Here is a 14,727-nt window from a genome sequence, read left to right as displayed (position 1 = left end):
TAAAGGATTATCCCCTGATCTCCATTGCTTTCGGATTTAATTTCACTTCGATATTCCCTCTAACAGCTTTAGAATACGGACAGATCTTATGGGCTTCTTCAGCCAATTCCCTGGCTACTTCCGGACTCACTCCATTCATTTGTATATTGAGTTGAACCCCTATTTTTGAACCGCCATCTTTATCTTTCATAAAATCGACTTCTGCTGTTGTCTCCGAATCAATACTTTTTTTCTTTTTGGAAGCTACCAGGTTTAACGCCCCATCGAAACAGGCTGCATAACCCGCAGCAAATAGTTCTTCCGGATTTGTTCCGCTGTCTGAAGAGCCCTCTGCAGGGTTTACCAAATTAACATCTATTACACCGTTGCTTGATTTAACCTGACCGTCTCTGCCGCCTTTTGCAGTGGCACTGCTTGTAAAAATAACCTCGCTCATGAAAACACTCCTTTTTATTTGTCTATAAATACTGTTCCTTTTAATCCTATTCATCAAACTCCCAAATATTGAAAGTATTAATCCTGCTGATAATTCAAAAAAGTATAGTTTTGTAAGGACTCAATAAAATGATTCACTTGCGGCAATTCTTTTACACCTTCCTGATAGCAAAGCCAGGTAGCCCTTGTAACCGGCTTTCCATTTAATTTAAGGGGTAAATGAGGGTATTCTTTTTTCATGGAATCAGACACACTTTCCGGCAGGACGGCCATACCAATCCCCTGTTTCATAAATTGTTTGCAGGTCTCTATCTGATCAACCGTGATTGTTTTTACCGGCTTAATATACTCCTGATGATGATACAGCCAGTGATCCACTAATTCATGCATACTGTCATCGCTATTAAATGCAATTAAAGGTCTTTCTTTTATTCTGTTTTCCGGGAATGATTCCGTATCAAAAATATATAACGGGTCATCAAATAAACGGGTGGATACACTCTCCTTTAATTTCTCCCCACGAATGATGCATACATGATACTTTTTATGATGGCGCTTTATATCTTCACTTATGCCTGTCACAAGTTCGATTGCAACTTTTGGATACTGAGTTGTAAATTCTCCCAGGATGCCGGGAAGAAAACGCTGACTGATCAGAGAGGAGCAGGCAATGGACAACGTTCCCTGCACTTCTTGACTGGTCTGCGCAAGCCGGTTTTTCATCTTTTTTTCATTATCGATTACATTTGCTGCATGCTTTAGTATGAGTTCCCCTGACGGCGTGGGAATCAATTTTTTAGGAGTTCGGATAAATATCATTCTGTCAAAATAGTCTTCCATATACTTTAAGCGCTGGGTTACCGCAGGCTGGGATATGAGCACTGATTTGGCGGTGCCTCTAATCGTGCCGATTTCATTTAATTTTAATAATAATGCATAGTCATCAATTCGCATAGTCATCTTCCTTAGATAAGTTTTAGTTATTACTTTTAATTATAAACCACTATTTTACTTATTGCATTTATTAGCATATGATGAGTAAGAGGGAAAGGATGGTAAATATGTCTGTGAAGAAAGATGTGAAAAGGGTATTCTCCAAAAACAGCGAAGCTTATGTTTCCAGCAGCACCCATAGCGATAGCAAGGATTTATCTTTGCTGACCGAATGGCTGAACCCGGCTGCGGATATGATTGCCTTGGATATAGCAACAGGCGGCGGCCATGCAGCGAAACATTTTGCTTCATATGTGAAAAGGGTCGTGGCGACGGATATGACGAAAGAGATGCTTGAAAATACATCTCAGCACTTAACCGGATATGCAAATATCGATTATATTATTGCGGATGCAGAACAACTTCCTTTTTTGGATAACACCTTTGATATCGTAGTTTGCCGGATTGCTGCACACCACTTTCCGCACCCCCGCCGGTTCATTCAGGAGGTAAGTCGTGTATTAAAAGAAAAGGGGAATTTTTTGCTGATTGATAACGTGGCACCTCCCAATGCATTATATGACAGTTTCATTAATGAGTTGGAAAAAATTCGTGATTACAGTCATGTGCGTTCTCATAATATAGAGGAATGGGAAAACCTATTTTATGAAAACAACCTGGAAATCAAAAATCAGCAAAAGAGAAGAAAAATCTTGCCCTATGAAGAGTGGATCAACCGTACACTGAGGAATGAAAAGAAGCAAAGAATGGTGGAAAAAATGATGACTGACGCTTCGGAGGACGTCAAACAATATTTTGAAATAACAATAGAAAATGGGAAAATTCAGCAGTTTACGATTGATGAATGGATGGTTTTATGTACCTTATGTGAAGATGCATAAAATCACAAGCAGGTGGGCCTATTCACAAAAAATCATCTTCAGCACCAGGACTTTCTCAAAATAATCTTACTTGCCCCAGCCTATAAATCATCGTCTCCAAGATAAAACTATAGAGGCTGGACATAACATGAAAGATAAAATTAGTTATGTCCCAGTCTCATCATGTTCATTTACAACGTGCATTAATCTCACTTACAACCTGTTTCTCCATTCGAGTAGTTTGCCTTTATCTTTTTCCTGCAATTCTCCATCTTCCACTAAAGCATCTATTAACTGTTCAAAATTTGTAATCGTCTCCAGGTCCAGGTTTTCCGCTGCAAAAGCGTTCTTTGATTTCTCTATGCCATAAGTAAAAATGGCAAATACGCCAATGACTTCCATACCTGCTCTTCTTAATGCAACTGCTGTATCAATGGATGAACCACCGGTGGAAATCAGGTCTTCAATGACAAGCACTTTTTTCCCCTCATTTATTTCACCCTCGATTTGATTTCCTTTACCATGGGCTTTCGGTTTGGAACGCACATAAACCATGGGAAGATTTAATTCATCGGCAAGCCATGCTGCGTGGGGAATTCCTGCTGTAGCACATCCCGCAATAACTTCCGGCTTTTCCCTTAATTCTTCAACAAGTTCAACAAATGCTTTTGTAATTTTCTTTCGTATGGAAGGATACGACATCGTTAATCGATTATCACAATAGATCGGTGATTTAATACCGGACGTCCAGGTAAAATAGTGGTCCGGGTTAATCTGAACCGCTTTTATTTTTAACAGATCCCTTGCCACATCATGTTTTACAGCCATTTTCCCACTCCTTTACTGCCTTTTCATAGTTTTGGCCAGGTTGATCAGCTCTCGTAATACTTCTGCCGATCACCAGCATATCTGCTCCATTTTCCCGGGCAAATGTAGGTGTAGCTATCCGTTTCTGATCATCCTGCGCCGTATTTTCCAGACGGATGCCCGGTGTCATTGTCAGGAAATCGGAACCGCATGCTTCTTTAATCGAACGGGCTTCATGGACGGAACAAACGACACCGTCCGTTCCACTGTCATTTGCCATTGACGCTAAATGGACAGCATTTCCGCGCACATTTCCAGGTATTAAAAGTTGTTTATTCATTGTTTGTTCATCCATGGAAGTAAGGATCGTAACTGCCAATAATTTGACCTCATGATTTACAGGTGCACGAAGCAGCCCCTCTTTTGCCCGCTTCATCATCTCACTGCCGCCCAATGCATGTACATTGACAATATCCACTTCAAGTCTTGCCAGATTTTCCATGGCACGCATGACTGTTGTTGGGATATCATGCAGCTTTAAATCAAGAAAGACAGGATGATTATTTTCCTTTAGCTTTTCTATAATATGCGGACCTTCCCGATAGAATAGCTCCATGCCAACTTTAACCGGCACGCCTGCAAATTCATTCTCCTTCAGGAAATGCTCCGCCTCCGGCCAGGTTGGAAAATCCAAAGCTAAATATATAGGGTGCTCCATCAATTAATCCCCTTTCCAATGACTTCCCGTACAGAATGAAATCCATATTTCCGTAATGTTTCCGGTAGAGCGTCAATAATATCGGGACAGGCAAATGGATTCTGGAAATTTGCCGTGCCCACTGCCACTGCACTTGCTCCAGCAAGCAGGAATTCAATGACATCTTCTGCATTGGAAATCCCACCCATTCCGATGATCGGGATCGAAACAGCCTGTTTTACTTCATAAATCATTCTTACAGCAACAGGCTTAATTGCAGGCCCTGATAATCCACCGGTTTTATTGGCAAGCAAAGGACGTTTGCCCGGCAGATGTATCTGCATTCCAGTAATCGTGTTTATCATGGATAATCCATCTGCCCCCGCATTTTCCACTGCCTTTGCCATTCCAACAATATCTCCTGCATTGGGAGAAAGCTTTACATAGACGGGAAGGTTACTGGCCTTTTTCACCATTGCCGTCACTTCTGCTGCCATGTCGGGATCTGTTCCAAATTGAACGCCGCCTTCTTTTACATTCGGACAGGAAATATTTAATTCCAACGCATGTACCTTGTCTGTTTTATTAAAAGCAGCAGCCACCATCTCGTACTCTTCCGGTGTACTTCCCGCTACATTGGCAATGACAGGCACTTCATAATTGGAAAGAAAAGGGACTTCTCTTTCCAAAATTTTTTCTACACCTGGGTTTTGCAATCCGATCGCATTCAGCATACCTGATGCGGTTTCAGCTACCCTTGGGGTATCATTACCAAACCGTTCACTGCCTGTGGCAGCCTTCATAATTACTGCCCCAAGTTTTCCAAGATCATAAAATTCACTGTACTCCCTGCCAAAACCAAAGCATCCTGATGCAGGCATAATTGGATTTTTCAAATGCAGCCCGGGCAATTGAATGGATAAATCAATCATAATGATACCTCCTGTGCCAGAAACACCGGTCCGTCCTGACATATTTTTTTGTAGCCGCCTTCTGTGTTTGCAGGAATAACACAGGCAAAACATGTTCCAACGCCACAACCCATACGCTCTTCCAGGGAAATATATCCCGGTTTTCCGTCCAGTTTTTTGGTGATTGCCTGAAGCATTGGTGCAGGTCCGCAGGAATAATAACGGGCAAATGACCCTATGTGATCCAAAACATCTGTCACAAAACCTTTTTCTCCGTATGATCCATCATCTGTCACGATAAAAGTTTCTCCAAGTTTATTGAATTCTTTCTCATAAAAAACATAATTTTTTGATTGGAAACCGAGTACGGAAATCACTTTCACCCTATTCTTTTCCAACGTTTTTCCTAAATAATAAAGGGGTGGTACACCAATCCCCCCGCCTGCAATCAAGACTGTTTCCCCGGGCTTTGCCAAATCGGTAAAGCCATTTCCGTTCGGCCCCAGGGCGTTAATGTGCATACCGGGGCCGTATGATGCCAAATGACTTGTTCCAGAGCCGACAACTTTAAATAAAATCGTCACCGTTTCTTCCTCCCGATTCACATCTGCAATCGAAATGGGCCGGCGCAGTGTATGTCCCTTTACATGTATATGCAAAAACTGACCGGGGAGGGCGTGTTGGCTGATATACCTGTTCCTGAGCACCATTTCCACCGTATCAAGTGCAATTACCGTTGTGTAAACAATTTTCAGTTCTTCCACTTTTTTCATGCTGAACCAGCCCCTTGTTTTATCATCGGTTTTGCGTGAAATGTCATTGAATCAATGACATTTAAAATTGCGTTGGCAGTATCCAGATTGGTTAAACAGGCTATCCCGTGCTCCACTGATTCCCGACGTATTTTAAAACCGTCGGATCGCGGCTGTTTTCCGGAAGTTAACGTATTGATAACAAATTGTACATCTCCGTTTTCGATAATGGATAATACGTTCGGTTCATCCGACCCGATTTTTGCCACCTCTTTAACGGGAATGCCCGTTTTTCCGACAAACGATGCTGTGCCCTTTGTGGCATATAACTGGAAGCCCAGTTGGTGAAAACGCGCTGCAATCTCAAGTATTTCCTCTTTATCCTTATCCGCTACGGTTAGAAGAACCGCTCCTTCCCTGGGTACGGACAAACCGGAAGCAACCAGACCTTTATACAATGCTTTCTCCAATGTTTTGTCATAACCGATGGCTTCCCCGGTCGATTTCATTTCCGGTCCAAGGATGGTATCCACACTGCGCAGCTTCTCAAAGGAAAATACAGGGACCTTTACAGAAACCTGGTCATCTTCAGGCAATATTTCCGTTTCATAGCCCAATTCCGATAGTTTAACTCCCAAAATACACCGGGTTGCCAAGTTGGCCATTGTAATCCCGGTAATTTTACTTAAAAAAGGTATTGTTCTGCTTGCTCGCGGATTTACTTCCAGGACATATGCTTCTTCATCTTTAATAATAAACTGTATATTTATTAATCCTTTTACGTTTAATGCTTTCGCAATTTTTGCAGTGGCGTCTAGACATTTTTGTTTTACTTCCGGGCTGAGCCGTTGCGGCGGATACACAGCGATGGAATCACCTGAATGAACACCTGATCTTTCAATATGCTCCATAATTCCCGGTATAATGACAGTTTCCCCGTCACTAATCGCATCAACTTCCACTTCAATACCTGTTACATACTTATCGATCAATATCGGGTGCTCATTTGTCGCCTTGTTTTTAGCCAAATAAGTATGCAGTTCATCGTCATTATATACAATTTCCATACGGCTGCCGCCAATCACATAGGAAGGTCTTACCAATACAGGGTAACCAATTTCATTTGCTGTCGTCATCGCCTGGTCCAGTTTTAAAACCGTCTTCCCTTTTGGACGCAGCAAATTAAGTTCATCAAGGAGAACTTCAAATTTATCCCGGTCTTCCGCCTTGTCAATTGCCTCAAGGTCTGTTCCCAGTATGGTTACTCCCCGGCGCTGCAGCCCTGCTGCAAGGTTAATGGCTGTTTGACCGCCAAACTGCACAATGACGCCTGCCGGTTTTTCCAATTCAACTACATGCATGACATCTTCCAGTGTAAGTGGTTCAAAGTAAAGTTTGTCGGAAATGCTGAAATCAGTGGATACCGTCTCAGGGTTATTATTCATAATAATAGCTTCATAGCCCATTTCTTTAATTGCCAATACGGAATGAACCGTTGCATAGTCAAACTCAATCCCCTGTCCAATACGGATTGGGCCGGAACCAAGTACAAGGATTTTATTCCGTTCGGATGGCAATGATTCATTTTCATCCTCATACGTACTATAAAAATATGGAGTTTCCGACTCAAATTCAGCAGCACATGTATCCACCATTTTGTACACCGGGGCAATTTTTTCTGATACACGCCAGTTATAAACCTCGTCAGCAGTCGTATGCCAAACCCTGGCAATATGTGCATCCGAAAACCCAAGTTCCTTTGCCTTTTGCAATAATTTGTTTGTGAATGGATGATCGGCAAGTTTTTTCTCCAAGTGAATCAGGTTTTCCAATTTAATAAGGAAAAAACGGTCTATTCTTGTAATTTCAAAGGCTTCATCCACAGTCATTCCTCTGCGGAACATTTCCGCCAAAGCAAACAGGCGTTCATCATCAGCTATTTGAATACGCTGTTTCAACGTTGCTTCGGACATTTCTGTCAGACTTTCCAGCCATAGCTCTTCTGAACCGGCATCCAGGGATCTTACTCCTTTTTGCAGGGCTTCCTCAATATTTCTTCCGATCGCCATGACTTCTCCGGTTGCTTTCATTTGCGTTCCGAGAGAGCGGTCACCGGAGGTAAACTTATCAAATGGAAATCTCGGTATTTTTGCTACAACATAATCAAGCGCTGGTTCAAAGCAGGCATATGTCGTTCCGGTTATCGGATTTATAATTTCATCCAGTGTCAGTCCAACGGCTATTTTTGCTGCCATTTTCGCAATTGGGTAGCCGGTCGCTTTAGACGCAAGTGCTGATGATCTGCTGACACGCGGGTTTACTTCGATAATGTAATAGTTAAAGCTGTACGGGTCCAATGCAAGCTGTACATTGCATCCGCCCTCGATTTTCAGTGCTCTGATAATTTTCAGCGAGGCATTTCTGAGCAGCTGATATTCCCGGTCACTTAAAGTCTGAGACGGTGCCACAACAATGGAATCTCCGGTGTGTATCCCGACCGGATCCACGTTTTCCATATTGCACACTACGATCGCCTGATCATTGCCGTCTCTCATCACCTCATATTCAATTTCTTTATAACCGGCAATGTTTTTCTCAATTAAACATTGATTCACCGGGGATAAAGTAAGACCATTGCGCGTTATTTCCCTTAATTCCGCCTCATTATAACACATGCCGCCGCCTGTTCCACCAAGTGTATATGCAGGACGCACAATTAGCGGGAAACCAATCTTCGTTGCAAAATCAACCGCTTCTTCCACTGTATTAACAATCTGACTGTCCGGTACAGGTTCATCTATTGCCTGCATTAAGCTTCTGAATTTTTCCCGATCTTCCGCCTTTTGAATAGCTTCCAAAGACGTTCCGAGCAATTTAACTTCATATTCTGCAAGTATCCCTGTTTCCTCCAGGGAAACTGCCAAATTTAAGCCGGTTTGACCACCAAGCGTTGGAAGAAGTGCATCCGGCCGCTCTTTCCTAATAATCTTTGTTAAAAACTCAACAGTTAACGGCTCCATATATACTTTATCGGCTACGGTAGTATCTGTCATGATTGTCGCCGGATTCGAGTTCGCCAGTATTACTGTATAACCTTCTTCCTTTAAAGCCTGGCAAGCCTGTGTACCGGAATAGTCAAATTCCGCTGCCTGTCCAATTACGATCGGTCCTGAACCAATGACGAGAATTTTTTGTAAGTTTACATTTTTAGGCATGTGTTTTCTCTCCTTTTTCCCATTGATTCCTTTCAGTCATTTTTAGAAATTCATCAAATAAATGACCGGTATCCTCAGGACCTGGAGCGCTTTCCGGATGATATTGCACGGAGAACGCAGGGTGTTTTCTATGTGCGATTCCTTCTATTGTGCCATCATTCAGGGATTGCTGAGTTAATTCAAGGTCGGCAGCTTGAAGTGTTTCTCTTTTCACTTCATAGCTGTGGTTCTGTGACGTAATATAAGTTTTTCCCTTTTTGAGATCCTTGACCGGATGATTGGCGCCTCGGTGACCAAATACCATTTTTTCCGTGTCGGCTCCACTTGCCAGCGCAAGCAACTGATGACCAAGACATATACCAAATACGGGGGTCTTCCCGAGCACCTGTTTAATCATTTCCACAGCTTCAGGTACATTTTTTGGATTTCCAGGGCCATTTGTCAGCATGATTCCATCCGGCTTTAACCGTAATATGTTATTTGCACTGTAGTTGTATGGAACGACAGTAATATGGCAGTCCCGTTTTGTTAACTCCCGTAAAATACCATGCTTCATACCAAAATCCACAACAACAATTCTTTTTCCTCTGCCGGGAACGACATATGGTTTTAGTGTCGACGTTTTTTTTACCTGATTTTTCGGCAGTGTTGTGTGTGTCAATTCTTCCACTAATTCCTCAGGAGATGCGTCCATATTTGTCATTACTGCCTTCATTGTACCGTGCTTACGGATGATTCTGGTCAGCTTCCTTGTATCTATACCGGCAAGACCGGGAATCTCGTTTTCTTTCAAATAGGTATCAAGGCTTTCTTCACTGCGAAAATTGGAGGGCATACGACTTGCTTCTTTCACAATTAAACCGTGCAAGAAAGGTGTTACTGTTTCAAAGTCATCGAGATTGATGCCATAATTGCCGATAAGCGGATAAGTCATCGTCACAATCTGCCCGCAATAGGATGGATCAGATATCACTTCCTGATAGCCTGTCATTCCTGTATTAAATACAATTTCCCCTATTGTTGTCTTTTCACTTCCGAAACCTGTACCGATAAAAACGGTGCCGTCTTCAAGAACCAATTGTCGTTTATTCATTGCTGTCCTCCTGAAATACAATTTCCCCTTCTGCCATCGTAAGTACCGGCATCCCGGAAACTTTCCACTGATGAAAAGGTGTATTTTTTCCTTTGGAATAAAATTCTTCCCTGTCAACGACAGTCGTATGGTCCAAATCAACAATAGTTAAATCAGCCACTCTATTTTCTTCCAGCCTGCCATATGGCAACCCAAAGACATCTGCCGGTTTTACTGTCATCCATTCTACTAACTGATGTAGTTTTATTTTATCAGTTTTGACCAAGTGAGTATAAAGTAGAGAGAATGCCGTTTCCAGACCGGTTATTCCAAACGGTGCCTTCAGAAAACCATGGGACTTTTCTTCATCAGAATGAGGAGCATGGTCGGTAGCGATAAAATCTATCGTTCCGTCTATGAGTCCTGCAAGTAAAGCCTCCTGATCTTCTTTGGCCCGAAGCGGTGGGTTCATTTTATAGTTCGCATCGTCCTCGGTAATATGGTTTTCATTGAGAATCAAATGGTGTGGTGTCACCTCTGCGGTAACATGTATACCTGCTTTCTTGGCATCGCGTATTACACGGACAGATTCTTTTGTACTAACATGGCAGACATGATAATGGCAGCCCGCAGCTTCAGCCAGCAGCACATCCCTGGCAATCTGAACGGATTCGCTGAGCGAAGAAATGCCTGGGAGTTTCAATTTTTTGCTTACTTTCCCGTCATGCATTACCCCGCCATAAAGAATGGAGTTGTCTTCACAATGGGCAACAATCGGCTTACCAGCCGCAGCTGCTTCCTTCATTGCAGCCAGCATGGTGTCCGCTGTCTGAATGCCAACACCATCATCCGTAAAAGCAAAGACACCTTCATTGGCAATTTCTTTTATATTAGTTATTTCCTCTCCCTGCAGATTTTTAGTGATGGAAGCATACGGCAGAACCCGGATGACTGCTTTTTCTTCTATTCTATGAAACAAGTCCTGAACTTTTTCTGCGTGATCGGGTACCGGATTCGTATTGGGCATGGCACATACAGTGGTAAACCCGCCCCTGGCTGCTGCTTTCGTACCAGTTTCAATCGTCTCCTTATATTCCCCGCCAGGCTCCCTCAGATGAATATGAACATCAATAAACCCCGGTAATACCAGTTTTCCCTTTCCATCGATAATTTTTTCCGCCCCTTCTTCTATTTGCGGTGCTATTCTTTTAATCTTTTTATTTTCAATCAGAATTTGCACTGCTTCCTTTTCATATGCTGATGAAAGCTGCTTGACGTTGGTTAGTAGAATCTTCATTTAGAATCCCCCGCTCTTCCAATAATTTTGTAATGATAGCCATTCGTACGTAAACACCATTGTTCATTTGTTTAAAAATTCTTGCCCGGCCACATTCCACCAGATCTGTATCAATTTCCACCCCGCGATTGACCGGTGCCGGGTGCAGGATAACGGCATGATTCATCATCTTTTTCTCCCGTTCTTTCGTTAATCCGTATTGCTCCAGGTAATTGGCTATATTTTGGGAAACACCGTGCCTTTCATGCTGAATCCGGAGAAGCATCAGCGCATCAGCAATTTCCGCCGCCTCATCCATTGAAATATATGGAAAGTTCAATCTCTCATCTTCATACCCCGGTGCTGCACTTAAATACACTTGAGCACCCAGCCGTTTCAGTGCGGCGGCGTTTGAGTGGGCTACTCTGCTGTGTTTAATATCTCCTGCAATTACAATTTTCAACCCGCTGAAGTCTCCAAATTCCTGATAAATGGTTAATAGATCAAGGATACATTGGGTCGGGTGCTCTTTTTGACCGGCTCCCGCGTTAATAATCGGGATGGAAATTTCTCCTTCAATGTCAACGATCCAGTCATCAGATGTATCTCTGATGACAAGCAAGTCTGCCCCTATGGCTTCATATGTTTTTGCCGTATCATACAATGATTCTCCCTTTCTCGTACTGGAACTTTCGTTATGATGATCCAGAACTTCCATTCCCAACTTCTTTTGAGCAATAGTAAAACTCATTTTGGTGCGTGTACTCGGTTCAAAAAATAAATTCGCTGCGAAAAGCTGGCTGTGCGGTTTGGCAATATTTCCGAAACGGTACCTCTCTGCAGTATCGAACAAGTCATATAATTCCTCGATGGCTAACTGGTCAACAGAGATAAAATGTTTCATACCGGTTTCCTCCTTGTTTTTAGAAATCTCGCATTCGCTCCCCCTTTAATGAATGCGCCAGTTTTTCTTATACTTGAGACTTGAAAGTTTTAAACTCCCTCTAATTGGCTTCTCAGCAAAAATTTTTGTGTTTTCTTAGCGTGCGAATAAAAAACCTCTTTGCAAAAGGCCGCAAAGAGGTACACATATCGTGGGAGATATGCTTTTCATGCAACCTTTCAGACCTCTCCGGATCTTTTTTAAAGGTTCTATTTATTTTTCATAAATGGCCACGGAATCTCTTCCATCCGTTTCCTTCAATTCCACTACAACTATTTCCTTTTCCGATGTCGGAATGTTTTTCCCGACATAATCGGCACGGATCGGCAATTCACGATGGCCCCTGTCAACGAGTACGCCAAGCTGAATCTGTGCCGGTCTTCCCATGTCCATAATGGCATCCATTCCTGCTCTGACCGTTCTTCCGGTGTATAAAACATCATCAAGCAACACTACAATCCTGCCTGTCATATCTTCCTGTATATCCACAGCTTTAAGCTGGGGGTCTTCACTATTGTCAACCTTTTCCAGGTCATCCCGGTAAAGCGTGATGTCCAATTCTCCAATAGGTACGGATTTTCCTTCAATTTGTTTAATTTTTTCCTGTAGCCGCTTTGTCAGTGGTACGCCTCTTGTCTTGATACCTACCAAAACAAGCTGATCCGCTCCTTTATTTTTTTCCAAAATCTCATGAGCAATTCGGGTTAATGCCCGGTTCATTGCCGGTTCGTCAAGTAATTCTGTTTTTTTCTTCATCGTTTCACTCCTAATAAAAAACCCCTTTTTCCCATGAGGAAAAAAGGGGTTTAGGGTACACTTCAAGCATTATGTTTCATCCCGGTTCCTTTTTAGCCTCGCTGGACTTTATTAAAAGGGCAATATTCTATTGGCTTTATTATTTCAAATATCCCTGTCAAAGTCAATACATTTTATCGATATATGCTAAAATGTCCTGAAATGATTGCGGGGGCCCCACTGAAAATTCCATCCATTTCTTTGATGTCGGGTGGGTAAAACCCAGTGTCTTTGCATGTAATACCTGCCCGTCCGCATCCATTGTTTTCCGTGGACCATATTTTTGATCACCGACCAATGGATACCCTATGTATTTCATGTGTACACGGATTTGGTGAGTTCTTCCGGTTTCCAGCCGGCATATTACATGGGTATAATCAGGGTAGGTTTTTAATACTCGAAAATGAGTAATGGCAGGCTTTCCGTTATCGGTAACAGCCATCCTCTGGCGATCTTTTGGGTCCCTGCCAATCGGTGCATCAATGACACCTGTTTCATGTGGTATTCTGCCATGCACTACCGCTTCATATTCGCGCACAAATTTCCTTTCAGCAAGCTGGTCAGCCAGGGCCTGATGTGTGACGTCATTTTTTGCTGTGACGAGTAAGCCGCTTGTATCCTTATCAATCCGGTGAACAATTCCGGGCCGTTCTTCTCCGTTCAAAGTGGATAAATTGCCGCAGTGATACAGTAACGCATTCACGAGCGTACCGCTGGCATGTCCTGCTGCCGGGTGTACAACCATTCCCTTTTCCTTATTAACTACAAGTAAATCATTATCCTCATGTACTATGGATAATACTATATTTTCCGCTTCCAACATTACCGGTTCTATTTCCGGAACTTCCCATTTAATATCGTCATCCGGCTGGCACTTGTAATTGGCTTTTACCGTTTCATTATTAACGGTAACAAGTCCTTTTGCAATCCAGTCCTGCACCTGGGAACGCGAATTTTCTTTATTTAAATCAGCCAATAATTTATCAATACGTGTTTTGGCGTGTTCTTTTGTAACTCTGTGATGAAGTTTCGTCATGTTTTCGACTTTCCTTTCTTTCTTTCATCTATAATGGTAACGATAATAACAAGCATTACCCCTATAGTGAGAGATGAGTCAGCTACATTAAAGATTGGAAAATTATAGCCAAAAATATGAAAATCAAGAAAATCCACCACTTCCTGATGCAACAGCCTATCAATAAAGTTTCCAATTGCTCCACCCAGCAGAAGGCTTAATGATACTGCAAGCAGCCTGTTTTCCTTTGCATACTTCTGCATGTAAAAGATAATGCCAATGACGACAATGACAGTTATGATATAGAAAAAAACCATTTGCCCCTGCAAAATTCCCCAGGCTGCACCGGCATTCCGATGAGATGTTATGTAAAAAAAATTTTCAATGACAGGGATTCGTTCTCCCAATTCCATTGTATTGACAATAATCCACTTTGTTACTTGATCCAATATTATAATGACGAGCGCAATTACATAATACCAGTGCATGCAATTTCCTCCGAACTCAAATAGCTTACCTTTTTATTTTATATGTTATTTAAAGCATAAGCAATTTATAAAATAAAAGGCTGCCTCATGATGAGGTTGGGACATAACTTTAAAACCTAGAAGAGAATCCGAGCAAATCATAGTGATAGATTATCACCGGCCGCTCCGGGAATATACTTCGCTTTCACCACGGGCACAAGTGCGAATCTAATCAAACTCCCGTTGGTCGTTTTCTCAGTGTCTTCTTGGCCGCAGGCGGCTGATGAGCCTCCTTGCCCCGACAAGGGGTATGCCGACGTTGCCCGCAAAGGGCGTTTGTAGTCGACCTTCATTAATGTTGCCCTGTGGGGTCTCATCGATGCCTTTTATCCTGCTGGACAAGCAGCATTACATCTTCGTGAGAAAATGCATAGCATTTTCAAGGAGTCTCCGTATATTCCCGGAGCTGGGTGTGTGGTTTTGTTGGGTTTTTCTCCAATAAAGTTAGTTATGTCCCAGCCTCATCTT

At 42.5% G+C, this 14,727-nt stretch carries 14 protein-coding genes; 1 reads left to right on the top strand and 13 read right to left on the bottom strand.

Annotated features, from left to right (window positions below):
* Positions 1-7: 7 nt before the first annotated feature.
* A complete protein-coding gene (locus ACZ42C_RS02790) occupies positions 8-436 on the bottom strand; it encodes an organic hydroperoxide resistance protein (RefSeq protein ID WP_461181033.1) in 429 nt (142 codons plus the stop codon).
* Between the two features lie 77 nt (positions 437-513).
* The gene (locus ACZ42C_RS02785; RefSeq protein ID WP_461181032.1) at positions 514-1,389 is read right to left on the bottom strand and encodes a LysR family transcriptional regulator; all 876 of its coding nucleotides are present in this window, start codon (positions 1,387-1,389) and stop codon (positions 514-516) included.
* 107 nt (positions 1,390-1,496) lie between these two features.
* Here ACZ42C_RS02785 and ACZ42C_RS02780 point away from each other — a divergent pair, with 107 nt between their 5' ends.
* Complete coding sequence (locus tag ACZ42C_RS02780) at positions 1,497-2,270, top strand: class I SAM-dependent methyltransferase (protein WP_464891324.1); 774 nt, start codon at positions 1,497-1,499, stop codon at positions 2,268-2,270.
* Positions 2,271-2,462: 192 nt separating this feature from the next.
* Here the strand turns inward: ACZ42C_RS02780 and pyrE are convergent, their stop codons facing one another.
* The 11 genes from pyrE to lspA form a co-directional block, all read right to left on the bottom strand.
* Positions 2,463-3,077, bottom strand: a complete 615-nt coding sequence (gene pyrE, locus ACZ42C_RS02775) for an orotate phosphoribosyltransferase (protein WP_461181030.1) — start codon at positions 3,075-3,077, stop codon at positions 2,463-2,465.
* Positions 3,061-3,774 carry an orotidine-5'-phosphate decarboxylase gene (gene pyrF, locus ACZ42C_RS02770; protein ID WP_461181029.1) on the bottom strand — a complete coding sequence of 238 codons (714 nt, stop codon included), beginning with the start codon at positions 3,772-3,774 and terminating at the stop codon, positions 3,061-3,063. The genes pyrE and pyrF overlap by 17 nt, the downstream gene beginning before the upstream one ends.
* Positions 3,774-4,682 carry a dihydroorotate dehydrogenase gene (locus ACZ42C_RS02765; RefSeq protein ID WP_461181095.1) on the bottom strand — a complete coding sequence of 303 codons (909 nt, stop codon included), beginning with the start codon at positions 4,680-4,682 and terminating at the stop codon, positions 3,774-3,776. The genes pyrF and ACZ42C_RS02765 overlap by 1 nt, the downstream gene beginning before the upstream one ends.
* Positions 4,682-5,437 (bottom strand): dihydroorotate dehydrogenase electron transfer subunit, encoded by a 756-nt coding sequence (locus ACZ42C_RS02760; protein WP_461181028.1) that lies wholly within the window; start codon positions 5,435-5,437, stop codon positions 4,682-4,684. Before ACZ42C_RS02760 ends, ACZ42C_RS02765 begins: the two co-directional genes overlap by 1 nt.
* A complete protein-coding gene (gene carB, locus ACZ42C_RS02755) occupies positions 5,434-8,631 on the bottom strand; it encodes a carbamoyl-phosphate synthase large subunit (RefSeq protein ID WP_461181027.1) in 3,198 nt (1,065 codons plus the stop codon). The genes ACZ42C_RS02760 and carB overlap by 4 nt, the downstream gene beginning before the upstream one ends.
* Positions 8,624-9,724, bottom strand: coding sequence for a carbamoyl phosphate synthase small subunit (locus tag ACZ42C_RS02750; protein WP_461181026.1), 1,101 nt, complete (start codon positions 9,722-9,724; stop codon positions 8,624-8,626). The genes carB and ACZ42C_RS02750 overlap by 8 nt, the downstream gene beginning before the upstream one ends.
* Positions 9,717-11,000, bottom strand: coding sequence for a dihydroorotase (locus tag ACZ42C_RS02745; RefSeq protein WP_461181025.1), 1,284 nt, complete (start codon positions 10,998-11,000; stop codon positions 9,717-9,719). Before ACZ42C_RS02745 ends, ACZ42C_RS02750 begins: the two co-directional genes overlap by 8 nt.
* Positions 10,954-11,883 carry an aspartate carbamoyltransferase catalytic subunit gene (locus ACZ42C_RS02740; protein WP_461181024.1) on the bottom strand — a complete coding sequence of 310 codons (930 nt, stop codon included), beginning with the start codon at positions 11,881-11,883 and terminating at the stop codon, positions 10,954-10,956. The genes ACZ42C_RS02745 and ACZ42C_RS02740 overlap by 47 nt, the downstream gene beginning before the upstream one ends.
* A 252-nt stretch (positions 11,884-12,135) precedes the next feature.
* Entirely contained in the window at positions 12,136-12,678 is a 543-nt protein-coding gene (gene pyrR / locus ACZ42C_RS02735) for a bifunctional pyr operon transcriptional regulator/uracil phosphoribosyltransferase PyrR (protein WP_461181023.1), read from the bottom strand.
* A gap of 163 nt (positions 12,679-12,841) precedes the next feature.
* Positions 12,842-13,753: an RluA family pseudouridine synthase gene (locus ACZ42C_RS02730; RefSeq protein ID WP_461181022.1), complete on the bottom strand. Its 912-nt coding sequence runs from the start codon at positions 13,751-13,753 to the stop codon at positions 12,842-12,844.
* Positions 13,750-14,220, bottom strand: a complete 471-nt coding sequence (gene lspA / locus ACZ42C_RS02725) for a signal peptidase II (RefSeq protein ID WP_461181021.1) — start codon at positions 14,218-14,220, stop codon at positions 13,750-13,752. The genes ACZ42C_RS02730 and lspA overlap by 4 nt, the downstream gene beginning before the upstream one ends.
* Positions 14,221-14,727: the final 507 nt, after the last annotated feature.

It is taken from the genome of Virgibacillus kimchii, assembly GCF_055379185.1.
Note: the sequence above shows the minus strand (reverse complement) of the source record. Positions and strands in the feature narration are given on the sequence as shown.

What these genes read in the sequence shown, in the direction of transcription:
- ACZ42C_RS02790 (WP_461181033.1), bottom strand. Translation starts at nt 436, where the DNA reads ATGAGCGAGGTTATTTTTACAAGCAGTGCCACTGCAAAAGGCGGCAGA.
- ACZ42C_RS02785 (WP_461181032.1), bottom strand. Translation starts at nt 1,389, where the DNA reads ATGCGAATTGATGACTATGCATTATTATTAAAATTAAATGAAATCGGC.
- ACZ42C_RS02780 (WP_464891324.1), top strand. Translation starts at nt 1,497, where the DNA reads ATGTCTGTGAAGAAAGATGTGAAAAGGGTATTCTCCAAAAACAGCGAA.
- pyrE (WP_461181030.1), bottom strand. Translation starts at nt 3,077, where the DNA reads ATGGCTGTAAAACATGATGTGGCAAGGGATCTGTTAAAAATAAAAGCG.
- pyrF (WP_461181029.1), bottom strand. Translation starts at nt 3,774, where the DNA reads ATGGAGCACCCTATATATTTAGCTTTGGATTTTCCAACCTGGCCGGAG.
- ACZ42C_RS02760 (WP_461181028.1), bottom strand. Translation starts at nt 5,437, where the DNA reads ATGAAAAAAGTGGAAGAACTGAAAATTGTTTACACAACGGTAATTGCA.
- carB (WP_461181027.1), bottom strand. Translation starts at nt 8,631, where the DNA reads ATGCCTAAAAATGTAAACTTACAAAAAATTCTCGTCATTGGTTCAGGA.
- ACZ42C_RS02750 (WP_461181026.1), bottom strand. Translation starts at nt 9,724, where the DNA reads ATGAATAAACGACAATTGGTTCTTGAAGACGGCACCGTTTTTATCGGT.
- ACZ42C_RS02745 (WP_461181025.1), bottom strand. Translation starts at nt 11,000, where the DNA reads ATGAAGATTCTACTAACCAACGTCAAGCAGCTTTCATCAGCATATGAA.
- ACZ42C_RS02740 (WP_461181024.1), bottom strand. Translation starts at nt 11,883, where the DNA reads ATGAAACATTTTATCTCTGTTGACCAGTTAGCCATCGAGGAATTATAT.
- pyrR (WP_461181023.1), bottom strand. Translation starts at nt 12,678, where the DNA reads ATGAAGAAAAAAACAGAATTACTTGACGAACCGGCAATGAACCGGGCA.
- ACZ42C_RS02730 (WP_461181022.1), bottom strand. Translation starts at nt 13,753, where the DNA reads ATGACGAAACTTCATCACAGAGTTACAAAAGAACACGCCAAAACACGT.
- lspA (WP_461181021.1), bottom strand. Translation starts at nt 14,220, where the DNA reads ATGCACTGGTATTATGTAATTGCGCTCGTCATTATAATATTGGATCAA.